This window comes from Streptomyces sp. NTD107 (assembly GCF_059510435.1).
This window is the reverse complement of the sequence record NZ_JCAJZV010000017.1, coordinates 1-26,548: the sequence shown is the minus strand read 5'-3', so window position 1 is coordinate 26,548 and position 26,548 is coordinate 1. Positions and strand designations below refer to the sequence as shown.

Below are 26,548 nucleotides of genomic sequence, written 5' to 3'. Positions count from 1 at the left end.
ATGCCTGTTGGGGGTTTTTTACCAAGTGGGCCCCGGACTGCTCAGCCCGGGGCCCGCTTGACAGTGCGCGGTCAGTCCCAGGAGGTGCCGGTGAGCAGCCGGTACGCCTCGGCGTACCGCTCCCTGGTCCGGTCGACGACCTCCGAGGGCAGGACGGGCGGCGGCGTGTCGCCCGTACGGTCCCAGCCGGAGGCCGGGGACGACAGCCAGTCACGGATCATCTGCTTGTCGTACGGATTCTGTCGGCGGCCCGGCTCCCACTCGTCCTTCCGCCAGAACCGCGAGGAATCCGGCGTCAGCACCTCGTCCGCCAGAATCAGCTCGTCCTCCGCCGCGCCGCCCGGCCGCCGCCCGAACTCGAACTTGGTGTCCGCCAGGATGATCCCCCGGTCCCGCGCGATGTCCCGGGCCCGCCCGTACACCGCGAGGGTGGCCTGCCGCAGCCGCGTCGCCGTCTCGGCGCCGACCTGCCGGGCGACCTCCTCGTAGCTGACGTTCTCGTCGTGCTCCCCCACCGCCGCCTTCGTCGCCGGAGTGAAGATCGGCGCGGGCAGCTCGGAGCCGTCCACCAGACCGGGCGGCAGGGCCAGGCCGCACACCGTACGGTCGCGCTCGTACTCCACCAGTCCGGACCCGGTGAGATAGCCGCGGGCCACCGCCTCCACCGGGATCATGTCCAGCGCCTGGCAGACCATCACCCGGCCCGCCCAGTCGGCGGGCGCCCCATCCGGGACCTCGGTGGAGATGACATGCCCCGGCACCAGATCGGCGAGCTGGTCGAACCACCACAGCGACAGCCGGGTCAGGATGCGCCCCTTGTCGGGGATCTCGGTGGGCAGCACCCAGTCGTACGCGGAGATCCGGTCGGTGGCGACGAGGATCAGCTCGCCGGCCTCGTTGCGGTAGAGATCGCGGACTTTCCCGGTGTGCAGATGCACAAGACCGGGCACCCGCACGGGCTCAGGCTTCGTGACGAATCCTGGCACTGTGCCTCCTGGCGGCTGAGAGGGTGGGTCGGTGGATGGGCCACGCGGCGTTCATTCTCACGCATACCGCCAGGTGACCGGCGCCCGGGGCCGGGACCGGCCCCCTCAGTCGCGTTTGCAGATGCGGTCCAGGAGGTTGGCGGTGGCCTTCTGAATCCTGGGGTCGGTGTGCTGCGGGCGGTCCAGCGCGGGCGACCAGGCGAAGGTGCCGGAGGCGAACACCCAGGCCCCGCTGGGCGCGCGGTACAGCGAGGTCTCCTGGTGGCGGCGGATGCCCGACTCGTCGCGGTACGGGGAGTGCGCGAGCAGAATCCGGCTGTCGCTCGCGGGCAGCGCGGTGCGCGGATAGTAGCGGTCGGCCTCCCCGGCGACCAGGCCCGGAAGTTCGTCGCCCTCCCCGGCGCCGGTGGCCTCCCACAGCCAGTGGTCGGCGTTGCGGACCACCAAGGGGTACGGGCGCGGCACCCGGCCCGCGTACTGCACGCCCAGCAGCAGCTGCTCGGGCTCGCCCTGCTCGCGCCACAGGGCGGGACGGCCGGGACCGTGGCGCTTGCGGCAGCGCAGCAGGCCGTCCTCGTCGCCGGACGGCAGCGGGCTCAGCTCGACCTGCCAGTACATGGTGTTCGCGGACAGGAACACCAGGGAGGTGCCGGTGTCCCGGGCGTGCTCCACGGCGCGGCGCATCGGGACCGACCAGTACTCGTCGTGGCCGGGAAAGATCAGCCCCCGGTAGCGGGAGGAGTCGACCCGGCCCGCGTGCAGATCGCGGGCGGTCGCGTAGGCGAGGTCGTAGCCGTAGCGCTCGGCCCAGCGGATGAAGTCGTAGGCGTGCCCGACGTGCAGCGGCAGACCGGCGCCGGCGAAGGGGCGGGCGAAGGAGACGGTGGTGGCGGCGTCCTGCTCGCCGAGCAGATGGCCCGACTTGTCCCAGGCGTGGTAGAGACTGGCGCCGGTACGGCCGTCCTCGGGGAAGAGGTTGTACGCCTGCCAGGTGATGTCGGGGAGCAGGAGCAGCAGATCGGCGGGCTGGTCGTCGCGGACAGTGAAAGGTACGTGCGAACGAAACCGGCCATCGGCGGTGGTGAGCACGGCCACGTGCGCGCCGGGGCGCCAGTCGGCGGGGACCTGGAGCCGCCACGACAGCCACCAGTTGTGGCAGGAGACGGTGCGGTCGGCGAGCAGCGGCTCCGGCTGGCGGGTGCCGCGCTGGGTGGGGCTGCGGGTCAGCATCTTGGCGCCGTCGCCCGCGTAGTGGCCGATCCGGTAGATGTCGATGGAGAAGTCCTGCGGCGGACTGACGGTGACCCGGAAGTCGATGGACTGGCCGGGCGCGACGGCGCTCTGCGGGGCGAAGCCCTTGATCTGGCAGTCGACGTCATCGGGGGTACGGGGCCCCGAGTGCGGCTGGTCGTCGCGCCGCCGGCCCGGGGAACATAGCCCCTGGGCATCGGGGTCCACGTACCACGGGACGACGCGGCCGGTGTCGTCGAAGTAGTGCTCGCTGCCGCGCAGCCAGGGCAGCGGGCCCTGCCCGAACGGGTCGGACACGGCGTGCGCCAAGGCACCGGACTCCCACCGCCGGATCCGATCGGTTCCCAGAGATCCCACAGACAAGGTCCCCTCCTCCGCCCCAACTCGACTGCCGAACCAGCACATCACACATCGCGAGGGCGTTGTCACCGTTCGTCGTGAAATGGCTGGAGCTGATTGCCTCTTCCCCGGTCCGGGCGGCGATGCGGGGGTGTGGGGGCGGGCGTTGGGGCGGGGGACGGGGCGGGGGCAGGCCGGGGACAGGGAGCCCCGAACCGGCTCAGGCGGTGGCTGCGGCCGGCCGGTTCAGCCGGTCGCGCTGGTCCGGGGTCAGCCGGAACCGCTGGGCGGCGACGTTCTCCTCCAGGTGGGCGATCCGGGTGGTGCCCGGGATCGGGAGGAGGACGGGGGAACGGTCCAGCAGCCAGGCGAGGGCCACCTGGGCGGGGGTGGCGCCGAGTTCGGCGGCCACCGCGGCCACGGCGGCGGCCCGGCCGGGCAGGCCGCCCGCACCGCCGGTGCCGCCGGTGCCGCCGGTGCCGCCGGTGCCGCCGGTGCCGTCCGCGACGGGCCGCCAGGGCAGGAACGCGATCCCCGCCGCCTCGCAGGCCGCCAGCACCGGATCGTGACCGCGGTCGAAGACGCTGTAGCGGTTCTGCACGCTCGCCACCTCGGCGATCTCCCGTGCCTCGCCCAGTTCGGCGACGGTGATCTCGGAGAGCCCGATCCGGGCGATCTTGCCCTCGATCTGCAACTCGCGCAGCGCGCCCACCTGGTCGGCGAGCGGCACCTCCGGATCGACGCGGTGCAGCTGGAGCAGTTCGTGCCGCTCGACGCGCAGCCGGCCCAGGGCCCGCTCGACCTGCCCCCGCAGCACCTCGGGGCGCCCGTCGAGCGCCCACTCACCGGTGGCCGCCGAGCGGGTGAGGCCGACCTTGGTGGTGATCAACAGCCCGTCGGGGTACGGGTACAGGGCCTCGGCGAGCAGTTCCTCATTGGCGCCGCCACCGTACAGATAGGCCGTGTCGATCAGAGTGACACCGAGTTCGACGGCGCGCCGGGCGACGGCGATCGCGTCCGCCCGGGCGGGCCCCGGCCCGCTCGGCAGGCGCATCGCCCCGAAGCCGAGCCGCCCCACGCTCAGCTCCCCGCCGATCAGAAAATTGTTCGATCCCATCCGTCGTCCCTACCCCTCGCGCACCCGCCCGAGTCAGACGAGCCGCACGGGCTTGTCAGCCCGTACCCCGGCAGCCGTCAGCCACTCCCTCAGCGGCTCGGGGTCCGCCTCGTCCACCAGGCTGTGCACGCAGCCGCCCAGCCGCTTGAGATCGGCGCGGCGGCGCGGGCTGCCGGACCGCAGCACCGGCCCGTCCAGCCAGTCCAGCGCCGGGGCGGCCCCGGTGGTGTCGGCCGCCGCGCAGCACACGGCGGCGGCCACATGCTCCACCAGCAGCTCGCGGCCGGTGGGCGGCGGCTGGGCCGGGAAGCCGAGCGGGGCCGCCACGCCCGGCTGGCCGCCGCCGGCGGCCGACGGCGGGGCCGCGGCCGTACGGGCCGGGGTGGCGGCGCCGATCCTGGCGGCCAGCGCGTCCGGGCCACCCGGGCCGGCCGCGGCCTCGGTCAGCCCGCTGAGCGCGCGGGCCAGGGTGGGGGTCTCCTCGGCGTCGAGCGCCGCGAACAGCCGCGCCGCGCGGTCCCGCCAGATGCGGTCCACCACCTCCTCGGGGTAGGCGGACCAGTCCAGCGGCGCCCAGGGCGCGCCGTCGTGGTCGGGGCCGCCGTGGAAGAGCCGGGCGGCGAGGAGCGAGATCTCCTCGTCCACCCGGCCGGGCTCCTCCAGCAGATCGCAGGCGGGGCGCTCGCCGAGCCGGGAGGCGAACCCCTCGGGGGCGAGCCGGTCCCGGCGGGACAGCTCGGTGAGGGCCGACACCACACCGGCGTTGAGCCGGCGCGGCCAGCGGCCCACCCGCCAGGCGGGCAGCGCGACCTTGGTCAGCAGCCGGTCCCAGCCCGCGTAGGCGAGGCCGACCTGCTCCTGGGCGGCCATCCGCACCCCGTGGTCGACGCCGTGCGCGCGGGCGGAGGCGGCGGCGGCCACCCCGCGTTCCATCTCGGCGGCGTGGGTGCCGGCGGCGCGCAGCAGCAGCCGGGAGACCAGGGCGGCGAAGCCGAGCAGCGGACGCCGTACGGGCGAGGTGGCGGCGGCCAGACCGACAGTGGCGTCCCAGCCCCGCACGCAGCGGCGGGCGGCGGCGATGTCGGGGTGTGCGGAGGGCCCGGTACCGGCGACGACGGGCGCGAGCAGGGCGCGCAGCTCGCTGACCCGCATCCACCACAGGAAGGGGGAACCGATCACCAGAACCGGGGCACGGTTGTCATCCGTGGGCGCGGGGCGGGGGTCACCCGTATCCCGGGTGCGGGGCCGTTCCTCCAGCCAGCTGTCGCAGTCCGGGGTGAGGGCGATCCCCCCGGGGTGCGGTACGGCAAGGCGGTCGGCGAGGTCCCGTATCAGATGGTGCAGAGCGGGCGCGGCCCGCTCGGGCACCTCGACGGTGGGGGTGACGGCGGGCCGGGCGCGGGCGATCAGCGCGCTGACGGCGGCGGCCACCGCGATCGCGAGGACCCCGGCGCCGGCGACCGGCCACCGTACGGCGTCGGGAACGCCGGAACCGGCCGCGAACAGTACGACGGCGACGGCGCCCGGGAGCAGCGCGAGCGCCAGCGCGCTGTTGCGCGCGCGCAGCACGGCCAGCGCGTGGTCGCGTGCGGAGTGTGTGGCCCTGTGCTGCTGCCGCTGCCCCATGCCCCTGCCCTCCGCCGCCGTGCCCAGCCCCGATCGTGCTCGTCATCCCACTGTGGCACCGACGACTGACATCGCAATGCGCGGTGGGCCGATCGCATGATCACTACGGCTCCCCACCACGGGACAACTCCCGCCGCACCCTAGTTGCGCACGGCCCGAGCGTCAGCCGGACAGCACCATCGGTCACCCGATGGAGGGGCTTTGGGCAAAGGAAGCCCACACATTCCAGCCACCACGACGCGATCCCGCCCCCGGGCGGGGACCGCCCCCGGCGAAGCGGCCGTCGTCACGAACCGCATGAAAACGGCACCGGCGGCAGCGGCAGCGGGGACACCGGCGCCCCGTTGGCGCGGTGTCGCCCCTCGCCTCCCGGCCCGGTGGGCGGCCCGCCCGCGATCGGCCGGCGGAACCGGGCCCGGTGGACGAGGAGACCCCACTCCGCGCCGCCCACCGGCGGCCCCGGTCGGCCGACTCCATCGACAGCACCGCGCGGCGGCCGGGGCACAGCGGGCCGAACCCCCCGTGCGGACGACGTGGCTCACCCCGCGAGGCGCCGCCGGCCCGGCGGCCGGTCGGCGGCAGACGGTCGGCGGCAGACGGTCGGCGGGGGCGCGTGCCTCGCCGCGCCCTGTGAGCCCGTCAGGCCGGCTTCGCGGCCGATTCGGCGATGTCGCTGCGGTAGAAGGAGCCCTTCAGGCCGATCCGGGCCGTCGCCTCGTAGGCGCGGTCGCGGGCCGTCGCCAGGTCGGGGCCGGTGGCCGTGACCGACAGGACCCGGCCGCCCGCGCTCAGCACCTCGCCGCCCGCACCCCGCTTCGTACCGGCGTGCAGCACGTACGCGTCCGGCGCGTCCCGCTCCGCCACCTCGTCGAGGCCGGTGATCGGGTCCCCGGTACGCGGCGCCTGCGGATACCCCTCCGACGCGATGACCACCGTCACCGCCGCGCCCTCGCTCCAGCGCAGCGGCGGCAGTGCGGCCAGCTCGCCGGTGGCCGCCGCGTACAGCAGCCGGGACAGCGGGGTGCGCAGCCGCGCCAGGACCGCCTGGGTCTCCGGGTCGCCGAAGCGCGCGTTGAACTCGATGACCCGCACGCCGCGCGAAGTGACCGCGAGCCCGGCGTACAGCAGCCCGGAGAAGGGCGTGCCACGCTTGCGCAGTTCGGCCACCGTCGGTTCCAGAACCGACTCCCGCACCTCGTCCACCAGGCCGGGCGCCGCCCACGGCAGCGGCGAGTACGCGCCCATGCCGCCCGTGTTGGGGCCCTCGTCGCCGTCGTAGGCGCGCTTGAAGTCCTGGGCCGGCTGGAGCGGGACCACCGTCGTGCCGTCCGTGACGGCGAACAGCGAGACCTCCGGGCCGTCCAGGTACTCCTCGATGACCACCCGCCCGCACGCGAGGGCGTGCTCGCGCGCCCGTGCGCGGTCCTCGGTGACGACCACGCCCTTGCCGGCCGCGAGGCCGTCGTCCTTCACCACATAGGGCGCGCCGAAGGCGTCCAGCGCGGCGTCGATCTGCTCCGGCGTCGTACACACGTAGCTGCGCGCCGTGGGGACCCCGGCCGCCGCCATGATCTCCTTCGCGAACGCCTTGCTGCCCTCCAGCCGGGCGGCGTCCTTCGCGGGACCGAAGACCGGGATCCCGGCCGCCCGTACCGGGTCCGCCACCCCCGCGACCAGCGGGGCCTCGGGGCCGACGATCACCAGGTCGGCGGCGAGTCCGACGGCGAGCGCGGTCACCGCCGCGCCGTCCAGCGCGTCGACGGGGTGCACGGTGGCGGTCTCGGCGATCCCGGCGTTGCCGGGCGCGCAGTGCAGCGCCGTCACCTCGGGGTCGCGGGAGAGGGCGTGGCACAGAGCGTGTTCGCGGGCACCGCCGCCGATGACAAGGATCCTCACGGGAGCAGCCTATCGGCGGCCCCGGGCCGCTCACTCCTTCGGGTGAGTCACCCTCCTATGTCGCCCACTTCCGGGCGCAATTACTCCGAAAGTGGTCCGGAGCGGGCCGTTCTCCGGGGTAAGAAAGGGGATCTTCGTTCGTTCGTACCTCTTCAGGGAGTCGCGGGATGAGCCATCCGGAGAACGCCGGACGCGCCGCTCCGGTCGGGCGGCACGGCCCGTCCGCCGACTGGCGCGAGCCCGCCGACCGGCTGGTGGAGCTGTACGAGCTGGCCGAGCGGGAGGCGCTGGCCACCGTGGAGTGGTACCTGGCCTCGCGGCGGCGCAAGCGGCGGGCGGCGCGGGCGCTGCGCGGCGGGATGCTGGCGGGGCTGACGGCGGGGGCGGCGCTGCCGCTGCTGGCGTTCGCCGGGCCGGGGCCGGGGGGCACGCAGGCGGGCTGGGGGTATCTGGCGCTGCTGGTCGCGGCGGCGTGCGCGGCGTGCGACCGCTGTTTCGGGGTCAGTTCGGGCTGGATGCGGGACATGGCGGCGGCGCAGGCGGTGCGGCGGCGGCTGGAGACGCTGCGGTACGACTGGGCGGCGGAGAGCGTACGGGAGGTGCTGGGGCCGGCGGAGGGCACCGCGAGCGAGGCGGCGGAGCGCTGTCTGTGGGTGCTGCGCCGGTTCTCGGAGGATCTGGCCGAGCTGGTACGGGTGGAGACGGCCGACTGGATGCTGGAGTTCCGGTGCGCGCCGGGGCCGCTGCTGGCGCAGCTCGGGCCGGCGCGGGGGGCACCGGGCGGGCGGCCGGAGCCGTACGAGGAGTACGGGCCGGCGCGCGGTGGGCGTTACGCGCCGGTGGGGCGCGCGAGCATGCCCAGGCAGCGGCCCCCGGAGGGGCCGCGCCCCTGACCGTACGGTCCGGCCCCGCCCGTCCGGCCCCGCCCGTCCCGTCCCGTCCCGTCCCGTCAGCTGAAGACGATCATCGATCCCTGGGCGAGGCTGCGGGTCGCGGCGGCGTGCAGGCCCAGCCACACGTGGCGCTCGCGGGCGAACGGGCCGTCGTCCGCGTGGTGCGCCGCCGGTTCGTCCAGCCGGGTGGGGCGGCCGGGCGGCGGCGGGCTCGGTGGCGGCTTGAAGGGGTCGATGCCCAGGGCCGGGGCCACCGACTCCAGTTCGCGCAGCAGGCCGTGGCTGGAGCCGAGCGGTCCGCCGCCGGCCAGCAGGGAGTCGGTGACGAGCGGGTGCGGGAAGTCGACGGGGACGTACGCGCCCGCGTGGTCGAAGTGCCACACCAGGTGGGTCTGCTGGGCGGCGGTCTCGAACATCTCCAGCAGTTGCTCGTAGTCGCCGTCCAGGTCGTCGACCGGGGTGACGGGCAGGCCGCTGAGCCGCAGGAGGTAGGCGCGGCGCAGGAGGTGGAGCGCCGTGTAGTCGAAGCCGGCGACGGGGGCGACGTCGCCCGACATGCCGGGCACGTAGCCGTACACCGGGACGGGCGGGGCGCCGGCTTCGGCCAGGGCGCGGTCGTACTCGGCGAGTTCTTCGGCGAAGGGGTTGTCGGGGCTGTGGCACAGCACATCGACAAGGGGGACCAGCCACAGATCACAGGCCACGGCATCACGCTCTCTCGGAGGGGTCGGGTTGTGAGGTTGTGGGGAGAGGTTTCCCCCGCCGTCGCCCCGGTCACGCCCCCGTCCCGTCAAGGTGCGGTCACGGTCCGGTGAGTTCGACCGCCAGGGCGAGGGCGTGGGAGCGGTGGCCGTCCAGCAGCCGCTCGGTGTCCTTGGCGTCGCGGCGCTCGACGGCGTCGGCGAGTTCGAGGTGGCCGGACCAGAGCCGGCCGTTGAGGGAGTGCCGGCGGCGGAGATAGGGGACGGTGTACGCCCAGCAGCGTACGCGCATGCGGTCCATGAACTCGCCGATGTGGGGGTTGGTGAGCAGGGCGTCGAGCTCGCGCCAGAAGCGCAGGTCGTAGCCGATGAGGATGTCGAGGTCGCCGCCGAGGGCGGCCTGGCGGGCGGCGGCGGCGCGGCGGCGGATGGAGGTGAAGTCGCCCGGGTCGGCCTGGGGCAGGGCGAGGGTGGGGTTGTGGTGCAGCAGGCCCTGGGTGACGAGGGCCTGGGCCTCGATCAGGCGTTCGAAGTCGCCGAGGGTGTCCTGGCGGATGCGGAAACCCCGGTGCTGTTCGACTTCGAGCAGGCCCTGGGCAGAGAGGTCCACCAGGGCTTCGCGGACGGGCGTGGCGGAGACGCCGTAGTGCTCGGCGATCTCCCGGACGGTGAACTCACCGCCCGGGGCCAGCCGGCCGGCCAGGATCTCTTCCCGCAGGGCGTCGGCGAGTTGCTCGCGCAGGGTACTGCGTTGAATCACGCCGACCCACACTACAGTTCCCCGTTTTGATTGACAGCATGCTGTCCAAATGACAGGCTGCTGTCATGATAGAGGACGTGAGGGAAGCGGAGCGCCGGACCGTGCACATCGCGGCGTACGACGGGCTCGCCGACTGGGAAGCCGGGCACGCGATCGCCGAGCTGAGCCGGCGCGGCTACCGGGTGCGGGCGGTCGGTGCCGAGGGCGGAGGCGGCCCGGTGACGACGATGGGCGGGCTGCGCGTCCTGCCGGACCTGACCCTGGACGAACTGCGCGCGGCGGACAGCGCGCTGCTGATCCTGCCGGGGTCGGACCGCTGGGAGCAGGGCGAGCCGGCCGGCTTCGGACCGGCCGCGCGGCGCTTCCTGGACGCCGGGGTGCCGGTGGCCGCGATCTGCGGGGCGGTACTGGGGCTGGCCCGCGAGGGGCTGCTGGATGCGCGGGCGCACACCGGGGCGGCGGCACAGGTGCTGGCCATGACGGGATACGCGGGCGGCGCGCACTACCGGGAGACCGACGCCGTGACGGACGGGGATCTGATCACCGCGGGGCCGACCGATCAGGAGGCGTTCGCGCGGGAGATCTTCCGGCGGCTGGGGATCTTCACCCCCGAGGTGCTCGATGCGTGGTTCCGGCTGTACGCGGAATCGGACCCGAGCGCGTATCCGGTGGTGGCGGGCGCATGAGCACGGGCGCGGGCCCGGACGCGGGCCCGGACGCGGACGCGGCGGCCGGGGAGCGGGAGGGGAGGCAGGCACTGTTCTCCGGGACGGCGCTGACGGTCTTCCGGCTGAACGGGCAGTTTCTGTCGGTCGCGGAGGGGCTGGCGGGGCCGGCGGGGCTGACCGCCGCCCGGTGGCAGGTGCTGGGGGCGGTCGTGGACGAGCCGTTGCCGGTGTCGGGCATCGCCCGGGCCATGGGCATCAGCAGGCAGAGCGTGCAGCGGATCGCCGACCTGCTGGTGGAGCGGGGCCTGGCGGCCTACGAGCCCAACCCGGCCCACCGGCGGGCGAAGCTCTTCGGGCCGACGGCGGAGGGACGGGCGGCGATGGACCGGATCGGGCCCGACCACGCGGCGTTCGCCGACCGGCTGAGCGGGGCACTGGGCGGGGAGCGGGAGTTCGCCGAGGTCCTGGCGACGCTTGGCCGGCTGAGTGACGCCCTCGACCGGCTGGAGGCGGAGAATCCACCGATCGAGTGATGTCACTCTCCGTGGTCACCGGCTAGGGTCGTGGTGACGGTGAGAGAGCGAGCGGGGGGTGCGGGCCGCGATGGTCATGATGCTGGAGAGGTGGCTGTGGCCGTGGTTGCCGCTGGGGTGGTGCGGCATGACGGGCCCGGGCGGCCGGGGCCGAGGTGAAAGTCCCGTGAAGAGCGGGACAACGGCGCCCGGCCGCAGCGGTGGGGCCGTGCTGTCGGGCCTGGTGGGCACGTTGTGGAGCCTCCCGATGGGCATCCGGCGGTCCCTTTCGGGCGGTTCGCAGGCTCCTGCGGTACGCCGGTGGGCCGTCGACCTCTATTCTCGGTGGCGTTCGGGACCACAATCCGGGGGAGGAATCGCCGCTCATGCGACCGCTCGCGCCCGAAGACCCGCGCAGCATCGGCGCCTACCAGTTGCTCGGCAAGCTTGGCGAAGGCGGGATGGGGCAGGTGTATCTGGCCCGTTCCGACCGGGGCCGCACCGTAGCCGTCAAGACCGTGCAGCCGGCCCTGGCCCGCGAGCCGGAGTTCCGGCGGCGGTTCGCCCAGGAGATCACCATCGCCCGCCGGGTCGGCGGGCAGTGGACCGCGCCGGTGCTCGACGCGGACACCGAGGCGGAGACCCCGTGGGTGGCCACCGGCTACATCGCCGGGCCGACCCTCAACCAGGTGGTGTCCGAGGACTACGGGCCGCTGCCCGAGAAGTCGGTGCTGACGCTGGCCTCCGGGCTGCTCCAGGCGCTGCGGGACATCCACGCCGTGGGCCTGGTGCACCGCGACCTCAAGCCGGCCAATGTGCTGATCACCATCGACGGGCCGCGCGTCATCGACTTCGGCATCGCGCGCGCCTACGACGGAGTCACCGGTGGCGGCCTGACCCGTACCGGCTCGGTGATCGGCTCGCCGGGCTTCATGTCCCCCGAGCAGATCATGGGGAAGCGGCTGACGGCGGCCAGCGATGTGTTCTGCCTCGGCTCCGTGCTGGCGTACGCCGTCACCGGAAAGCTGCCGTTCGGCACCACCGACAGCGGCGGGCACGCGCTCATGTACCGGATCGTGCAGGAGGAGCCGGAGCTGGACGGGGTGCCGGAAGGACGCCTGCACGAGCTGATCAGCGGGTGTCTGCACAAGGACCCGGAGGTCCGGTCCTCCGTCGAGACACTGCTGGAGCTGACCGGCGACGCGTCGCCGAGCGGAGCCTGGCTGCCCGCCGATGTGCTGGCCCAGCTGGGGCGGCACGCCGTGCGACTGCTGGACTCCGAGGATCCGAGCCCGCCGCCGGAGCCCCGGCAGCCACAGCCGCAGAACACACCGGCGCCGGCCGCCCTGGCGACCACCCAGCCACCGGGTGGCCGGCACGCCTCTCCGGCGTACAGCGGACTGCCCGGCGCCCCGGGCGGGTTCGGGCCGGCCCTCACCACGCCCATCCCCTCCCCCGTCCCCGCGGCCCCCGGGCCCACGGCCGGCGGCGGGTGGGGCGGCCAGGACGCCCGCCCGGTCCGGACGAAGCCCGTCAAGGGGCTTGCGCAACTCCTGACCTGGCTGCTGGCGATCATGATGGTGGGCCTGACGTTCTCCCTCAGCCAGTACCTGGAGATCGCCGACCGGATGACCGGCTGGAACGGTGAGCCCGGCGCCTTCAGGGACATCGTCGGGAGCCGCACCGCGGCGGAACTGGGCCTCCTCGCCCTGGGCGCCTTGCTGCTCCAGTTCACGATCGTCGTGGTGTGGCTGATCTGGTTCCACCGGGTGCGGCACAACGCGGAGGTGTTCGCGCCCGGCAAGATCCGCTACGGAAAGGGCATGGCGATCGGGGCCTGGTTCATCCCGATCGGAATGTTCTTCCTGCCCCGGGGCATCGCCAGGGACATCTGGCGGGCCAGCCATCCGCAGGCGTATCCGCCCATGAAGACGGTCGACTTCTGGTGGGTGCTGTGGGCGCTGTGGCTGGCGTGCCTGCACCTGCCGCTCAGCTGGGACTCCTGGGAGACCGTGCGGACCATCGAGTCGGCGCAGTTGGTGATCGCCGTGACCATGGTGGGGGAGTTCATGCTGTTCGCCGGCTCAGTCGCCGCCCTCGTGTTCGTGCAGCGACTGAGCCGGCTCCAGGAACGGAGGATGGTCAACCCGGCTTGACAGAGCCGGGTTGCGGGGCCTCTATCCTCAGTGAGGCAACAAGGTTCCGAACGGGGGAGTTCGTTTCGTATGGACCCGCTAACGCCACAGGACCCGCAGCGCATAGGTGACTACCGGCTGCTGGCCAGGCTGGGCGAGGGCGGGATGGGCCAGGTGTTTCTGGCCCGTTCCGACCGGGGCCGCACCGTGGCCGTCAAGACCATCCGCGGTGAGCTGTCCCGGGAGGCGGACTTCCGGCGGCGGTTCGCACTGGAGATCACCGCCGCGCAGCGCGTCGGCGGTCGCTGGACCGCGCCCGTCCTGGACGCCGACACCGAGGCCGAGACCCCCTGGGTGGCCACCGGCTACATCGCCGGGCCGTCCCTGCACCAGGTGGTGGGCCGCGACTTCGGGCCGCTGCCCCCGCGCAGCGTCCGGCTGCTGGGCAACGGCCTCACCCAGGCGCTGCGCGACATCCACGCGGCCGGTCTGGTGCACCGCGACCTCAAGCCGTCCAATGTGCTGCTGACCATCGACGGGCCACGGGTCATCGACTTCGGCATCGCCCGGGTGCTGGAGGCGGAGCCGGGCGAAGGCGTGACGCGTACCGGTGCCACGGTCGGCTCCCCCGGGTTCATGTCCCCCGAGCAGATACGCGGCCAGCGGCTGACCCCCGCGAGCGACGTGTTCTGTCTGGGCTCGGTGCTGGCGTACGCGGCCACCGGGCACACCCCGTACGGGGCGCTGAACAGCGGCGTGCACATTCTGATGTTCCGGATCGCCGAGGAGGAGCCGGACCTCGGCGGCATACCGGAGGAGTTGCGCGCCCTGATCGCCGCGTGTCTGGCGAAGGACCCGGCGGCCCGGCCCACGTTGGATGATCTGGAGCGGTACACGGCGGCCCAGCGGGACGGCGAACCGTGGCTGCCGGGCGCGCTGGTGGCCCAGCTGGGGCGGCACGCCGTTCAACTGCTGGACTCCGAGGACCCGCTGAGCCGCGTCGACACCCCGGCGGTGGCCCCGTTCCCCGCTCCCTCCCCCACCACCCCGGCGACCGCCGTACCGGCCCAGCAGCAGCCGCAGCCGCAGCCGCACGAGTTCCAGCCACCGGCACCGGCCCAGGGCGCGTCGCCCGGGCCGACCGCGCCGCAACAGCCGCAGCAGCCGCAGCAGCCGCAGACCTTCGGCGGTCCGATGCCCTCGCCGTACGCGCAGCCGGGTCCTTACGGGCATCCCTCGGCCGGGTTCGGGCCGCCCTCGCAGCAGGTGTACGCGCTCCAGGCGACCCATCCGCCCAAGGCCGGCCGCCGGATATCGGCGCCGGCCATCGCGGGGATCTGCGTCGGGTTCGCCGCCCTGGTCGCGGGCGGCATCGTCACCGCCAACCTCATCAACGGCGGCGGGTCCGGCGGCCCGGAGATCCCCGAGGAGTATCTGGGCTCCTGGCAGGGCGAGTACACCACCGAGGACGACGAGGGCGAAGCGCTGTGGCACGGCGTGCGGCTGGATGTCTCCCAGGGCGGGGAGGGCGAGCACATCGGCACCCTGACCGCCGTGACCGCCGATCTGCTGTGCTCGTACGACATGACGCTCGGCTCCTTCGGCACGTTCGGCGAGAATGACGCGCTGGAATTCCGTGCCGAGCCCGCCTGGAGCGTGCCCGCCCACCAGGTGAACGGCTGCCCCGCCTCCGACAGCGACGAGGTGCAGCGGCTGGTGGCCACCGGGCCGGACGGTATGACGCTCAGCCTCCCCGACGAGGAGGTCCCGCTGGAGTTCGCCGGCGCCGACCAGGTGCCCGAACTGCTGGTCGGCACGTGGTCGGACACCTGGACGGGCTCGGACGACGGCCTCGCCTGGTCCGCCACGCTCACCGTCTCCGAGGGCGCCATCGGGAACGTGGTGCTCAGCTACGACGAGTGGAACGAGGAGCGCGGCTCCTGCGTGTGGGAGAACAACCTGGCGCAGGTCTTCGACCGGGAGGTCGTCCTCGGCCCGGACGTCTTCCTGGCCGAGGAGTCCGAGGCGGACCTGGAAACCTGTCGCGAGTTCACCGCCCCCCGGCTGACGGTGGGACGCGGCGCGAACGACACGATCACGGTCACCTGGGTCGACGATCCGGGCGGCAAGGTGTACCAGTTCTACCGCGAATAACGACCCAAGGGATTACTGATCAGTATGTGATCGATATTTGAAGATCCAGATCACAAATCGGCAAGGAGCGGAAGCTCACACCCGAGAACGGGAACCGGTTACGGTTCGGCTTCTGTCCCCACGTATACGTACAGGCACCCGTATCCTCAGGGGGCTTACGCGAGCGAAGAGGAGTACCACCGCATGAAACCGCTCGGGCCCACCGATCCCCAACGTGTGGGCCAGTACAGGCTGCTGGGGAAATTGGGCGCCGGCGGGATGGGCAGTGTCTATCTGGCCCGTTCCGACCGTGGACGCACGGTGGCCGTAAAACTGGTGCAGCCGGAACTCGCCCGGCAGCCCGAATTCCGCCGCCGCTTCCAGCAGGAGGTCGAATCCGCCCGCCGGGTGGGCGGCGAGTTCACCGCGCCGGTGCTGGACTGCGACACCGAGGCCGAGACCCCGTGGGTGGCGACCGGCTACGTCGCCGGCCCGTCCCTGCACGAGGTGGTCACCTCCAGCTACGGCAAGCTGCCCGAGCGGACCCTGCTGATCCTCGCCAACGGCCTGGTCAAGGCGCTGCGTGACATCCACGCCGCCGGCCTGGTGCACCGGGACTTCAAACCGTCCAACATCATGATCACCATCGATGGCCCCCGGGTCATCGACTTCGGCATCGCCCGGGCCCTGGAGGCGCACGGCGAGGGGCTGACCCGTACCGGCGCGGCCGTCGGCTCGCCCGGCTTCATGTCGCCCGAGCAGTGCCGCGGCGAACTGGTCACCCCGGCCAGCGACATCTTCTGTCTGGGTTCGGTGCTCACCTTCGCCGCCACCGGGCACACCCCGTTCGGCGACGCCAACAGCGCCATGCACGCCCTCATGCTGCGGATCGTCCAGGACGAGAAGAACCTGGACGGGGTGCCGGACGGCATCCGCCCGCTGATCGAGGACTGCCTGGCGCAGTTCCCCGGTGAACGGCCCGGGTTGCAGGCGCTGCTGGGCCGTACGGTCGACGCGGACGAGATCGGCGACGATGAGCCGTGGCTGCCGGGCGCGCTGATCGCCAAGCTCGGCAAGCACGCCGTGGAACTGCTCGACTCCGAGGACCCGCTGGTGGCCCCGCCGCGGCCGGCCATGTCGCCGCCGCCGGCGATGCCGTCGGCGCCGCCGTCCTCGGTGAGCGTGCCGGCCGCGCCCGCGTCGCCGCCGCCGAGCCCCGTACCGAGCGCCCCGGTGACCCCGCCGCCGCCGAGTGTCATACCGACGCCGACCCAGCTGACGCCTCCCGGTGTGCCGGGCGCGCCCGGCACACCGCCGCCGAGCCCGATCCCCGGGCAGGGCCACGGCAGCATGGACGCGATGCAGACCATGACCTCGGCGATGCCACCGCCTGGGGTGTACGGCACGGGCCAGCCCACGTCGCCGTACGCGCAGCCCACCCCCGGGTACGGCTACCCGCCCCAGCAGACCGGCTACGGCTACCCGCAGGGTCCGGGCGGCGGGCAGCCCATGGCGTACGGGCACGGGCATCCGGGCATGAACACCGGCTACCCGGTCGGCCCCGGCGCGCCGGGCGGCCCCGGCGCGCCGGGCGGGAAGCAGAGCAACAAGAAGTTCACCTGGATCATCGTCGCGGCGGCGGTGGCGGTCTTCGCCATCGCGGTGGGCGTCGCCCTGGCCCTGACCGGCGACGACAAGAACAGCCAGGCCGACCCAACTCCCCCGCCGCACAGCGAGCAGCCGACCCCCGAGCCGGATCCGGAGCCGGATCCGGAGCCGGACCCCGAGCCGGACCCCGAGCCGGGCGACATCGACACCAGCGAGATCCCGTACGACATCTACAACGCGTGGGAGGCGGAGGTCGAGAACCCCTCGGGCGACACCGCGCTGCGCCGCATGGAGGTCGGGTACGACGACGACTACAACCCCCACCTCACCACCTGGGACCTGTACGGCGACGTGCTGTGCAAGGGCGAGGGCCAGTTGCTGTCCACCACCGGCGGGGTGCTGACGTTCTCCAACGAGATGACGGAGACCGTCCCCAGCTCGGCGTCCTGCACGGCACTGGGCACCCAGACGCTGGAGATGAACGGCTCCAACGTGCACTGGACCGTCCCGGACGCCGGGATGGAGGGCGAGTTCGAGGCGGCGGTCACCGGCGTGGAGCGGGACGGCATGCCGTACTCGCTGGTCAGCAAGGCATGGGAGATCGATGTGCCGGGTGAGGGCTCGGCCACGGCGACCCCGCAGACCATCGCGAGCGCGGGAGCGCTCGCGCTGACCCTCACCGGTGGCTCCTGCACCTGGGAGTTCGAGATGGTCTCCGGCGACATCAACGGCGACGGCATGACCGTCGGCCCGGGCGACGTGACCGCCGGCAGCTGCGATCCGCTGCCCGCGTACCACGTGTCGTCCGACGGGGACGAGCTGACGCTGGAGCCGCTGGAGGGCGCCACCCGTTCCGAGACGCTGACCGGCGAGCCCACGAGCCTCTACTGACGGGCGGTGTGAGCACTGATACGGCCGGGGCCGGAACGCGATTCGCGTTCCGGCCCCGGCCGTTAGGGTGTCTGTGCTCGGTTACAGGAACGAGTTGATCTGGATCGTCTCGTCCCGGCCAGGGCCGACGCCGATGGCCGAGATCGGGGCGCCGGAGAAGTCCTCCAGGGCCTGCACGTACCGCTGCGCGTTGACCGGCAGGTCCTTCACCGTACGCGCCTTGGTGATGTCCTCGTTCCAGCCCGGCAGGTACTCGTACACCGGCTTGGCGTGGTGGAAGTCCGTCTGGCTGTAGGGCAGTTCCTCGACCCGGCGGCCGTCGATCTCGTACGCCACGCACACCGGGATCCGCTCCCAGCCGGTGAGCACGTCAAGCTTGGTGAGGAAGAAGTCGGTGAGCCCGTTGACCCGGGTCGCGTAGCGGGCGATCACCGCGTCGAACCAGCCACAGCGCCGGTTGCGCCCGGTGGTGACGCCGAACTCGCCGCCGATGCGGCGCAGCGCCTCGCCGTCCTCGTCCTCCAGCTCGGTCGGGAAGGGACCGGCGCCCACGCGTGTGGTGTACGCCTTGAGGATCCCGATCACCCGGCTGATCTTGGTGGGGCCGATGCCCGAGCCCGTACAGGCGCCACCGGCGGTCGGGTTGGAGGAGGTGACGAAGGGGTACGTGCCGTGGTCGACGTCCAGCAGCGTGCCCTGGCCGCCCTCCAGCAGCACGACCTTGTCGTCGTCGATGGCCTGGTTGAGGACGAGGGTGGTGTCGGCGACGTACGGGCGCAACCGGTCGGCGTAGCCGAGCAGTTCGCCGGTGATCTCGTCGATGCCGATGGCGCGGCGGTTGTAGAGCTTGGCGAGCAGCTGGTTCTTCTGGTCGAGGGCCGCCTCGACCTTCTGCCGCAGGATCGATTCGTCGAACAGGTCCTGGACCCGGATACCCTGCCTGTTGATCTTGTCGGCGTAGGTCGGGCCGATGCCGCGACCGGTGGTGCCGATCTTCCGCTTGCCCAGGAAGCGTTCGGAGACCTTGTCGAGGGTCTCGTGGTAGGGGGTGATGAGATGGGCGTTGCCGCTGACGAGCAGCCGCGAGGTGTCGATGCCGCGGGCGTTCAGGCCGTCCAGCTCGGAGAAGAGAACCTTGGGGTCGACGACCACGCCGTTGCCGATGACGGGGGTGCAGCCGGGGGACAGGATGCCGGAGGGCAGCAGGTGCAGCGCGTACTTCTGGTCGCCGACGACGACCGTGTGGCCGGCGTTGTTGCCACCCTGGTAACGCACGACATAGTCGACCGAACCGCCGAGCAGATCGGTGGCCTTGCCCTTGCCTTCATCACCCCACTGAGCGCCGAGCAGCACAAGTGCGGGCACAGGCGTACACCCCTTCCGAGCGGGGCACATGACATAAAGCTGCCCCGGATCGACGAAACCCCTGACGCAATCGCGACAGGGGCTCTTGCACAGAGAGCTTACGGGAGATGGGGGCGGGAGGCGAACAGGTGCTCATCGTCATCGACCCGGCGGCCCGGCGCGCGGATGGGGAATCGGTAAGGATCGCGCGCGATGTGCTGTGCGCGGGTGTCGGGGCGGGTGAGGCCAAGGTGCGGATCCTGGAGGGTCCGCAGGCGATGTCGAGGGCGCTGGCGCGGCGCGGCGGTCACCGGGTGGTGATCGTGGGGGACGACCGGGCGCTGGTACGGGCGGTACGGGCGCTGCATCGCGCGGGTGAGCTGGCGGCGGCGCCGCTGGCGATGGTGCCGGTGGGGGCCGGCCCGGCGGTGGCGCTGGCGCGCGGGCTCGGGGTGCCGACGGACGCGGTGGCGGCGTCGCGGGCGGTGCTGGCGGGGGCGGACCGGCCGCTGGATCTGCTGACGGACGACGCGGGGGATGTGGTGCTGGGCGCGCTGGGCATTCCGGCGCCGGGTGCGCCGGGGGCGCCGTGGTGGCGCCGGGGGTTGGGGTTCGGCGCCCGGGAGGCGCGGGGCGAGCCGCTGCGGGTGGAGGCGGACGGGCGGGTGCTGGCTGTCGGGGACCGTCCGGTGACGGCGGTGTCGGTGCGGGCGGCGGACGGTCTGGCCGAGGTGATGGTACGGAGCGGGGCGGAGGTGTGTGTGCGGGCGGCGTCGGTGACGGTGACCGGGCAGGGCGGGCAGGGGTTCCGTTACCGGGCGGACGCGATGGACTGCGGGCCGACCCGGGCGCGTACCTGGACCGTACTGGCGGGCGGTCTGCGGCTTCGGATGCCGGTGCCTTAGCCGGTGCCTTAGCCGGTGCTTGGGCCGGCGTGGCCGGTGCCGGTGCCGGTGCCGGTGGCACTGGCGGCCTCGGCGGCGCGCTTGGCGCGCCAGCGTTCCAGCATCCCGGTCAGCTCCTCCTGGAGGAAGACCATGAAGTCGGCGGTCTCGGCAAGCCGTTCACCGGCCGGGGAGCCGGCCCCGACGATCGAGACGCCGGCCCGCATGCTGGCGGTCCAGCGCGCGATGATCGGGTCGCGGTGGACGAGGGCGGCGAACCAGACGTCGTGGTGGAGGCGGTAGCGCTCGCGCCGGGAGCCGGGTTCGCGTTCGCGGCTGACCATGTGAACGTTGGCGAGGTAACGCACGCCGCCGGAGATGGCGGCCGGGGAGACCTGGAGCCGGCGGCCCAGCTCGGCCGCGCTGAGCATGCCCTCGTCGGAGGCCATCAGACAGGCGAAGATCCTGGCCGGCATCCGCGTCATGCCGGCCTCGATGAGGTCGGCGGCGAACCGTTCCACGAAGCCGGAGACGGCCTCGTCGTAGGGCGAGGGTGACTGCTGATCGTTCACCTGCTCATCCTCCCATCCCACCGCCGCCCGGCCTCTTGACGGTTCCTTAACTTCACACATTACTGAAACTTCGATAAATTCAAAGGCATGACCAAGGCAACCCCGACCGATGCCATCGCCGTCACCGGGCTCGTCAAGAGATTCGGCGCCACCCGCGCCCTCGACGGCCTCGACCTCACCGTCCGCACCGGCGAGGTGCACGGCTTCCTCGGCCCCAACGGCGCCGGGAAATCCACCACCATCCGGGTGCTCCTCGGCCTGCTGCGCGCCGACACCGGCACCGCCCGGCTGCTCGGCGGCGACCCCTGGGCGGACGCGGTGGCCCTGCACCGGCGGCTGGCCTACGTACCAGGCGACGTCGAACTGTGGCCCACCCTCACCGGCGGCGAGGCCATCGACCTCCTGGGCCGGCTGCGCGGCGGGATCGACGCGCGGCGCCGCGCCGAGCTGATCGAACGCTTCGACCTCGACCCGACGAAGAAGGGCCGCACCTACTCCAAGGGCAACCGGCAGAAGGTCGCCATCGTCGCCGCGCTCGCCTCCGACGCCGAACTCCTCCTCCTGGACGAGCCCACCGCCGGCCTCGACCCGCTCATGGAGGTCGTCTTCCAGGACGTGATCCTCCAGGCCAAGGCCGCCGGAAAGACCGTGCTGCTCTCCAGCCACATCCTGGCCCAGGTCGAGAAGCTGTGTGACCGGGTGAGCATCATCCGGCTCGGGAAGATCGTCCAGACCGGCACGCTGGACGAGATGCGGCACCTGACCCGTACCACCATCGAGGCGGTCACCGAACGGCCCGCCGCCGCCGGACTCGGGCAGCTGGCCGGGGTGCACGATCTGCGCGGCGGCGAGGAGGCGGCCGGTCAGGTGCGGTTCACGGTGGACGGCGCCCGGCTCGACGCGGCGGTACGGGAGCTGTCCGGGTACGGCATCCGGTCGCTGGTCAGCCACCCGCCGACGCTGGAGGAACTCATGCTGCGGCACTACGGCGACGAACTGGCGGCCCACCGGTGACCGCGACAACAGCGGCCCCGACCCCGGGCACCGCACCGGTCCTGACCACCGCCGGGCACGCCCCGGCCGGCCCGCTGACCGGCACCGGCGTGCTGCTGCGCTTCGCGCTGCGCCGCGACCGGGTGCGGCTGCCGGTGTGGATCGGCGCCATCGCGCTGGGCACCCTCTCCTCGCTCTCCAGCTTCGAGAGCACCTACGCGGACGCCGCCGACCGGCGGGCCCTCGCCGACACCCTCGACAGCCCGGCCGGCCTCGCCATGTCGGGGCCGGCCCACTATCTGCGCGGCGACTACGACTTCGGGGCGATGCTCGGGCACCAGCTGCTCGGCTTCGTACTGGTCATCGTCGGCCTGATGAGCGTGCTGACCGTGGTGCGGCACACCAGGGCGGAGGAGGAGAGCGGCCGGGCCGAACTGCTGCGGGCCGGTGTGCTCGGCCGGCACGCCCAGCCGGCGGCGGCCCTCGCGCTCGCCGCCCTCGCCAACCTCGCCCTGGGCCTGCTGCTGGCCGCCGGCCTGGCGCGGCTGGGCGGCGGCGGAGCGCTGCTGTACGGGGCGGCACACACGGTCACCGGCCTGGTGTTCGCCGCGCTGGCCGCCGTCGCCGTACAGATCACGCCGTACGCGCGCGGTGCCACCGGGCTCGGGCTCGCCGCGATCGGGGCGGCGTACGCGCTGCGCGCGGTCGGCGACGTGGGCGCGGGCGGCGGCGGGCTGTCGTGGCTGTCACCGATCGGATGGGCCCAGCGCACCTATGTGTTCGCCGGTGACCGCTGGTGGCCGCTGCTGCTGTCGGTGGCGTTGGCGGCGACGGCCTCGGGGGTGGCGTTCGCGCTGTCGGTACGGCGCGATGTGGGCGCCGGGCTGCGCGCGCAGCGGCTCGGCCGGCCGGCCGGCACGCGGGCACTGACCCACCCGCTGGGCTTCGCGCTGCGGCTGCACCGGGGCGTCCTGGCGGCGTTCGCCGCCGGGCTGGCGCTGCTGGGCGCGATGTACGGCTCGATCCTGGGCGACGTGGAGCGGATGATCGGGGACATCGACGCGCTGCGCGAACAGGTGGAGCGGGCCGGCGGGGCGAGCGTGACGGAGTCGTTCGTCTCCGTGGCGCTGATCGTGCCGGCGATCGTGGCGGCGGTGTACGTGGTGATGGCGGCGCTGCGACCGCGCGCCGAGGAGAGCGCGGGGCGTGCCGATCCGGTGCTGGCGACCGGCCTGTCCCGTACCCGCTGGGCGGGTTCGCACCTGGTGGTGGCGCTGGCCGGCGGCACCTGCGTGCTGCTGATCGGCGGACTGGTCTTCGGCGTCACCGGCGCGCTTTCCACCTCGGACGGCGCACTGCTGTGGCAGGCGCTGGGCGCGACGCTGGCGTACGCCCCCGCGCTGTGGGTCACGGCGGGGATCGCGGCGGTGCTGTACGGCTGGCTGCCGCGCGCCTGCGCCCTGGCGTGGATCGTGCCGGCGTACGCATTCGTGTGCGGCTATCTGGGGGATCTGCTCGGCTTCCCCTCCTGGCTGAACGATCTCTCCCCCTTCGGCCACGTCCCCCGGCTGCCCGCGGTGGCCCTGGACGGCGGCGGGTGGCTGGCACTGCTGACGCTGACCGCACTGGCCGCGGCCCTGCTGTGGCTCGGCCTGGCGGGCTTCCGCAGGCGCGATCTGGACACCACATAGGGCGCCGGAAGGAGCACAATGGAAGGAGGAGGGGTGCGGATGACCCCCCTCCGCGCAGACGCCCGGCCGTCCTTTCCCCCGAGGGGCGACCGGGCCCTTCTGTAGGCCGCTCCGGTGCACCCGTACCCCGGTACGGAGCAATGCGGCACCCGCAGGGACGCACTCCGGATGCGGATCAGATGACCCGCTGTTCGCATAGGTGACAACCCGTCACGCCACCGCGCGTGCCGTTCGCCGACGACCCGGAGGTCATCGCCCCATGAAGTTCCTGTCACCGCGAAGGACGTCCAGAACCGGCCGCCGCCTGGTCACCGGCGTCGCCGCCACCTTCCTGACCCTCGGCCTGGCCGCCGCGCCCGCCGTCGCCGGAGGCGACAACAAGGGCCACCAGACCACCAACCCCCCGCTGTCCGTCAGCCCGAGCGCGGGCGGGGCCGGCACCTCGGTCACCGTCCGGTCCACCTGCCAGCCGGGCGGGCCCGCCACCTCGGAGGCGTTCCAGGCCGACATCAACCTGTCCACGAAGGAGTCGGACGGCCGCTGGGTCGGCACCGGCAAGATCAGGACCAGCGGGCTCACCATCGGCAAGAGCTACCCGGTCACCCTGGTCTGCGCCGATGGCGTCACCCTGACGACCAACTTCACCTTCACCTCGGCGACCCCGTCCGGTGGCGCCGGGGCCGGCTTCGGTGGCACCGCGGGCGGTGGCAGCACGGCACAGACCACGGCACTCGCGGTCGGTGGCGGGCTGGCCGTCGCCGGCGCGGTGGGCTACGTGTTCCTGGCCCGCCGCCGCCGCTCCGCCGGTAACCACTACTACTGATGGGCACGGGTGTGACTGAGATCCTGCGCGGCATTCTGGGCGGTCCGGCCGCTCTCGTACGCCGGGCGGGCGAGCGCTACCGCTGCGCCCGTTCCCGTCCGGGTACCCCGAGCGGTCGGCGCCGTCCGGCGCCGCGCGTCCGGGGTCTCGCTCACGCCTCCGCCCACCGTCCGGCCTCCAGCCTGACCCGGTTCCAACGGCTCGCGCGCCGCAGCCGCCGCTACGAGGTGGCGGCTGCGGTGGCGGCGGTGACGGTCGGTCTGACGGCGGGCATCTGGCCGCCGGAGCCGGTGATCGAGTTCGGCAAGCAGCGGCCGGTGGCGGCCGAGGCGGAGGCGAACCCGACGATCGGCCCCGCCTACACCGGCGCGGAAGGGTACGGGGCCCCGTTGCCCCGCTCCCGGCCGACCCGGGTACGCGTCCCGTCCCTGGGCACGAACGTGGACGTCTTCGGCGCCCAGCTCGACCCGGACGGCGGGCCGCCCACCCCGGCCGAGGAGGACGCGATGCGCGCCGCCTGGTACTCGGGGGGCGTCTCCCCCGGCGAACGCGGCGCGGCGCTGCTGGTCGGCCACCTCGACACGTACGTCGGGCCGGCGGCCTTCGCCGGTCTGGCGAACCTCCAGCCGGGCGAGACGGTCGAAGTCGACCGGGAGGACGGCACGATGGCGACCTTCATCGTGGACGCGGTGGAGATGTACGCCAAGAACAACTTCCCCAGCGACATCGTCTACGGCTCGGACGACACCCCCCAGCTCCGCCTGATCACCTGCGGCGGCGCCTGGTCGGCGGCGACGGGCTACGACTCCAACATCGTGGCGTACGCGCATCTGGCGTGACCGGCCGCCGGTGGTGGGCAGTCTTTCTCCCATGACCACCGAGGAGTTGGCGCCGGAGCCGGACATCCTGGCGTACTACGACGAACGCACCGACGAGAACAGCCGGCTGACCCGCACGGCAGACGGAGCGCTGGAACTGGTCCGCACCCAGGAGCTGCTGCGCGCCCGACTGCCCCCGGCGCCGGCGACCGTCCTGGACATCGGCGGCGGGACCGGGGTGCACGCTCGCTGGCTGGCGGCCGACGGGTACACCGTCCACGTGGTGGACCCGGTGCCCCGCCATGTGGCGCGGGCGGCCGAAGTGCCCGGCTGCACGGCGGAGGCGGGAGACGCGCGGGCCCTGCGGGCCGGCGACGGCACGTACGACGTGGTGCTGCTGCTTGGCCCGCTCTACCACCTGCCGGCGCGGGCGGACCGGCTGGCCGCGCTGACAGAGGCGCGGCGCGTGGCCCGGCCGGGCGGGCTGGTCGCGGCGGCCGGGATCAACCGGTACGCACCGCTCCTCGACAACGCCGCCACGGCCGGTCTCGGCGAGCGCGCGAGCGTACGGTCCTGGGTCGGGGACATCCTCGCCACCGGCGTGCACAACGGCCGGGAGCGGTTCACCACCGCGTACTTCCACACGGCGGCCGGGCTGGCCGGGGAGCTGGCGGCGGCGGAGCTGCCGGGGGCCGAGGTGTACGGGGTGGAGGGCCCGTCGTGGGTGGCGCTGCGGGCCGTCGAGGCGCACACCGGCGAACGGCTCACCCGCTCCCCGCTGTTCGCCGCCGCTCTGGCGGCGGCGCGGGTCGCGGACGGGTACCCGGAGCTGCTGGCCGCCTCCTCGCACCTTCTCGCCATCACCGCCCGGCCGTCCTAGGGTGGTTGCCATGAGCATCGAGGATTTCGGCGGGGGACCCAGCGCGGGGACGGGGGTGCTGGTGGTGACCACGAACGATGTGCCGGGCTGCCGGGTCACCCAGGTCATCGGGGAGGTCTTCGGCCTGACCGTCAGGTCCCGCAATCTCGGCAGTCAGATCGGCTCGGGCATCAAGTCGATGTTCGGCGGCGAACTGCGCGGCCTGACCAAGACCCTCGCCGAAACCCGCGCCCAGGCCGTGGAACGCCTGATCGAACAGGCCCGCGCCCGCGGCGCCAACGCGGTACTGGCCATGCGCTACGAGGTCAGCACGGCGGACTTCGGCACCGAGGTGTGCGCGTACGGAACGGCGGTCGTGGTGGTCAGTGCCGCTTCCTAGACTCGCGGCATGGGTTACGCGCTGAGCCTTTTCCTGGTCGACCCCGAGCTGGTGCGCGGGGTCGTCGGCAGCGGCGACGAGAAGCAGCGGCGGATGTTGGGCGGCCGTTTCGAGCGGGAACTGGCCCATGACGACGAGTGGTTCGCGCACCGGATAGCGCACGGCGCGCCCACGGCGCGCGACGCGCTGCGCGCGGTGATCGAGGGCGGTCCGTTCGAGGAGGCGCGCGCGTTCCAGTACGGGTACGCGTACAGGCGGATCTGCGAGTTCCACGGCCGCCGGCTGAACAACAACAGCTTCTCGCCGTTCAAGTACGGCTGGCTGGAGCGGGTGGACGAGGGCCTGGCGCGGCTGGGCATCAAGGCGGTGGACGTGAGTACGTTCTCGTACGCCGATTTTCCCGATCCGCTGCCCACCCCCGGGGACCTCCCGGGCCACGGAGTATGGAGCGCGGCCGACTGCGCCCGCGCCCTGGAGGAGTGGGAGACCACCACTCCCGACCAGCACGCGGCCCTGGACGGCGACGTTCTGGAGGCCATCGAGTCGATCGCTGAATGGCTCGATCGGACCAGGGCCAACCCCGGCAGAGGAATCATGGGCTTCATGAGCTGACCGGATCCGCTACGGGTACGGGTACGGGTCCGTACC

General features: G+C 73.2%; 23 protein-coding genes. 14 read left to right on the top strand and 9 right to left on the bottom strand.

The genetic code is table 11. From position 1 onward, the window contains the following. Positions 1-71: 71 nt before the first annotated feature. From AC5WRL_RS25290 to purD, 5 genes are all read right to left on the bottom strand, one after another. Complete coding sequence (locus AC5WRL_RS25290; protein ID WP_496090973.1) at positions 72-986, bottom strand: phosphoribosylaminoimidazolesuccinocarboxamide synthase; 915 nt, start codon at positions 984-986, stop codon at positions 72-74. Positions 987-1,091: 105 nt separating this feature from the next. Beyond that, a complete protein-coding gene (locus AC5WRL_RS25285; protein WP_496091038.1) occupies positions 1,092-2,585 on the bottom strand; it encodes a N,N-dimethylformamidase beta subunit family domain-containing protein in 1,494 nt (497 codons plus the stop codon). A gap of 211 nt (positions 2,586-2,796) precedes the next feature. Further along, entirely contained in the window at positions 2,797-3,693 is an 897-nt protein-coding gene (locus tag AC5WRL_RS25280; protein ID WP_496090972.1) for an aldo/keto reductase, read from the bottom strand. A gap of 33 nt (positions 3,694-3,726) precedes the next feature. Next, entirely contained in the window at positions 3,727-5,319 is a 1,593-nt protein-coding gene (locus AC5WRL_RS25275) for a hypothetical protein (RefSeq protein WP_496090971.1), read from the bottom strand. A gap of 639 nt (positions 5,320-5,958) precedes the next feature. After that, complete coding sequence (gene purD, locus AC5WRL_RS25270; protein WP_496090970.1) at positions 5,959-7,215, bottom strand: phosphoribosylamine--glycine ligase; 1,257 nt, start codon at positions 7,213-7,215, stop codon at positions 5,959-5,961. A 167-nt stretch (positions 7,216-7,382) separates the two neighbouring features. On the opposite strand from purD, the gene AC5WRL_RS25265 reads away from it, so the two are divergent. After that, complete coding sequence (locus AC5WRL_RS25265) at positions 7,383-8,108, top strand: SLATT domain-containing protein (RefSeq protein ID WP_496090969.1); 726 nt, start codon at positions 7,383-7,385, stop codon at positions 8,106-8,108. A gap of 56 nt (positions 8,109-8,164) precedes the next feature. Here the strand turns inward: AC5WRL_RS25265 and AC5WRL_RS25260 are convergent, their stop codons facing one another. Both AC5WRL_RS25260 and AC5WRL_RS25255 read right to left on the bottom strand, forming a co-directional pair. Next, the gene (locus AC5WRL_RS25260; protein WP_496090968.1) at positions 8,165-8,812 is read right to left on the bottom strand and encodes a putative DNA-mimic protein; all 648 of its coding nucleotides are present in this window, start codon (positions 8,810-8,812) and stop codon (positions 8,165-8,167) included. A gap of 97 nt (positions 8,813-8,909) precedes the next feature. Continuing rightward, on the bottom strand, positions 8,910-9,569 hold the full coding sequence (locus AC5WRL_RS25255; RefSeq protein WP_496090967.1) for a GntR family transcriptional regulator: 660 nt from the start codon (positions 9,567-9,569) through the stop codon (positions 8,910-8,912). A 65-nt stretch (positions 9,570-9,634) separates the two neighbouring features. Here AC5WRL_RS25255 and AC5WRL_RS25250 point away from each other — a divergent pair, with 65 nt between their 5' ends. The 5 genes from AC5WRL_RS25250 (at position 9,635) to AC5WRL_RS25230 (ending at position 17,516) form a co-directional block, all read left to right on the top strand. Next, complete coding sequence (locus AC5WRL_RS25250; protein WP_496090966.1) at positions 9,635-10,255, top strand: DJ-1/PfpI family protein; 621 nt, start codon at positions 9,635-9,637, stop codon at positions 10,253-10,255. Continuing rightward, the gene (locus AC5WRL_RS25245; RefSeq protein WP_496090965.1) at positions 10,252-10,770 is read left to right on the top strand and encodes a MarR family winged helix-turn-helix transcriptional regulator; all 519 of its coding nucleotides are present in this window, start codon (positions 10,252-10,254) and stop codon (positions 10,768-10,770) included. The genes AC5WRL_RS25250 and AC5WRL_RS25245 overlap by 4 nt, the downstream gene beginning before the upstream one ends. A 365-nt stretch (positions 10,771-11,135) precedes the next feature. After that, a complete protein-coding gene (locus AC5WRL_RS25240; RefSeq protein ID WP_496090964.1) occupies positions 11,136-12,905 on the top strand; it encodes a protein kinase domain-containing protein in 1,770 nt (589 codons plus the stop codon). A gap of 69 nt (positions 12,906-12,974) precedes the next feature. Continuing rightward, complete coding sequence (locus AC5WRL_RS25235; RefSeq protein WP_496090963.1) at positions 12,975-15,038, top strand: serine/threonine protein kinase; 2,064 nt, start codon at positions 12,975-12,977, stop codon at positions 15,036-15,038. Positions 15,039-15,221: 183 nt separating this feature from the next. Continuing rightward, a complete protein-coding gene (locus AC5WRL_RS25230) occupies positions 15,222-17,516 on the top strand; it encodes a serine/threonine-protein kinase (RefSeq protein ID WP_496090962.1) in 2,295 nt (764 codons plus the stop codon). Between the two features lie 81 nt (positions 17,517-17,597). Here the strand turns inward: AC5WRL_RS25230 and AC5WRL_RS25225 are convergent, their stop codons facing one another. After that, positions 17,598-18,881, bottom strand: coding sequence for an adenylosuccinate synthase (locus tag AC5WRL_RS25225; RefSeq protein WP_496090961.1), 1,284 nt, complete (start codon positions 18,879-18,881; stop codon positions 17,598-17,600). A 107-nt stretch (positions 18,882-18,988) separates the two neighbouring features. On the opposite strand from AC5WRL_RS25225, the gene AC5WRL_RS25220 reads away from it, so the two are divergent. After that, positions 18,989-19,765, top strand: coding sequence for a diacylglycerol kinase family protein (locus AC5WRL_RS25220; RefSeq protein ID WP_496090960.1), 777 nt, complete (start codon positions 18,989-18,991; stop codon positions 19,763-19,765). An 8-nt stretch (positions 19,766-19,773) separates the two neighbouring features. Here AC5WRL_RS25220 and AC5WRL_RS25215 read toward each other — a convergent pair whose 3' ends face one another. Beyond that, entirely contained in the window at positions 19,774-20,316 is a 543-nt protein-coding gene (locus tag AC5WRL_RS25215) for a GbsR/MarR family transcriptional regulator (protein ID WP_496090959.1), read from the bottom strand. Positions 20,317-20,403: 87 nt separating this feature from the next. Here AC5WRL_RS25215 and AC5WRL_RS25210 point away from each other — a divergent pair, with 87 nt between their 5' ends. From AC5WRL_RS25210 to AC5WRL_RS25180, 7 genes are all read left to right on the top strand, one after another. After that, entirely contained in the window at positions 20,404-21,330 is a 927-nt protein-coding gene (locus AC5WRL_RS25210) for an ABC transporter ATP-binding protein (protein ID WP_496090958.1), read from the top strand. Beyond that, positions 21,327-23,000, top strand: coding sequence for an ABC transporter permease (locus AC5WRL_RS25205; protein WP_496090957.1), 1,674 nt, complete (start codon positions 21,327-21,329; stop codon positions 22,998-23,000). Before AC5WRL_RS25210 ends, AC5WRL_RS25205 begins: the two co-directional genes overlap by 4 nt. A gap of 259 nt (positions 23,001-23,259) precedes the next feature. Next, on the top strand, positions 23,260-23,823 hold the full coding sequence (locus AC5WRL_RS25200; RefSeq protein ID WP_496090956.1) for a hypothetical protein: 564 nt from the start codon (positions 23,260-23,262) through the stop codon (positions 23,821-23,823). Between the two features lie 11 nt (positions 23,824-23,834). After that, positions 23,835-24,662, top strand: coding sequence for a class F sortase (locus AC5WRL_RS25195; protein WP_496090955.1), 828 nt, complete (start codon positions 23,835-23,837; stop codon positions 24,660-24,662). A 31-nt stretch (positions 24,663-24,693) separates the two neighbouring features. Next, on the top strand, positions 24,694-25,521 hold the full coding sequence (locus AC5WRL_RS25190; protein ID WP_496090954.1) for a class I SAM-dependent methyltransferase: 828 nt from the start codon (positions 24,694-24,696) through the stop codon (positions 25,519-25,521). A 10-nt stretch (positions 25,522-25,531) separates the two neighbouring features. Beyond that, a complete protein-coding gene (locus AC5WRL_RS25185; RefSeq protein ID WP_496090953.1) occupies positions 25,532-25,900 on the top strand; it encodes a YbjQ family protein in 369 nt (122 codons plus the stop codon). A 9-nt stretch (positions 25,901-25,909) separates the two neighbouring features. Then, complete coding sequence (locus AC5WRL_RS25180; RefSeq protein WP_496090952.1) at positions 25,910-26,512, top strand: DUF7691 family protein; 603 nt, start codon at positions 25,910-25,912, stop codon at positions 26,510-26,512. Positions 26,513-26,548 lie beyond the last annotated feature (36 nt).

What these genes read in the sequence shown, in the direction of transcription:
- AC5WRL_RS25190 (WP_496090954.1), top strand. Translation starts at nt 24,694, where the DNA reads ATGACCACCGAGGAGTTGGCGCCGGAGCCGGACATCCTGGCGTACTAC.
- AC5WRL_RS25265 (WP_496090969.1), top strand. Translation starts at nt 7,383, where the DNA reads ATGAGCCATCCGGAGAACGCCGGACGCGCCGCTCCGGTCGGGCGGCAC.
- AC5WRL_RS25235 (WP_496090963.1), top strand. Translation starts at nt 12,975, where the DNA reads ATGGACCCGCTAACGCCACAGGACCCGCAGCGCATAGGTGACTACCGG.
- AC5WRL_RS25230 (WP_496090962.1), top strand. Translation starts at nt 15,222, where the DNA reads ATGAAACCGCTCGGGCCCACCGATCCCCAACGTGTGGGCCAGTACAGG.
- AC5WRL_RS25180 (WP_496090952.1), top strand. Translation starts at nt 25,910, where the DNA reads ATGGGTTACGCGCTGAGCCTTTTCCTGGTCGACCCCGAGCTGGTGCGC.
- AC5WRL_RS25245 (WP_496090965.1), top strand. Translation starts at nt 10,252, where the DNA reads ATGAGCACGGGCGCGGGCCCGGACGCGGGCCCGGACGCGGACGCGGCG.
- AC5WRL_RS25280 (WP_496090972.1), bottom strand. Translation starts at nt 3,693, where the DNA reads ATGGGATCGAACAATTTTCTGATCGGCGGGGAGCTGAGCGTGGGGCGG.
- AC5WRL_RS25240 (WP_496090964.1), top strand. Translation starts at nt 11,136, where the DNA reads ATGCGACCGCTCGCGCCCGAAGACCCGCGCAGCATCGGCGCCTACCAG.
- AC5WRL_RS25200 (WP_496090956.1), top strand. Translation starts at nt 23,260, where the DNA reads ATGAAGTTCCTGTCACCGCGAAGGACGTCCAGAACCGGCCGCCGCCTG.
- AC5WRL_RS25250 (WP_496090966.1), top strand. Translation starts at nt 9,635, where the DNA reads ATGATAGAGGACGTGAGGGAAGCGGAGCGCCGGACCGTGCACATCGCG.
- AC5WRL_RS25220 (WP_496090960.1), top strand. Translation starts at nt 18,989, where the DNA reads ATGGGGGCGGGAGGCGAACAGGTGCTCATCGTCATCGACCCGGCGGCC.
- AC5WRL_RS25210 (WP_496090958.1), top strand. Translation starts at nt 20,404, where the DNA reads ATGACCAAGGCAACCCCGACCGATGCCATCGCCGTCACCGGGCTCGTC.
- AC5WRL_RS25185 (WP_496090953.1), top strand. Translation starts at nt 25,532, where the DNA reads ATGAGCATCGAGGATTTCGGCGGGGGACCCAGCGCGGGGACGGGGGTG.
- AC5WRL_RS25275 (WP_496090971.1), bottom strand. Translation starts at nt 5,319, where the DNA reads ATGGGGCAGCGGCAGCAGCACAGGGCCACACACTCCGCACGCGACCAC.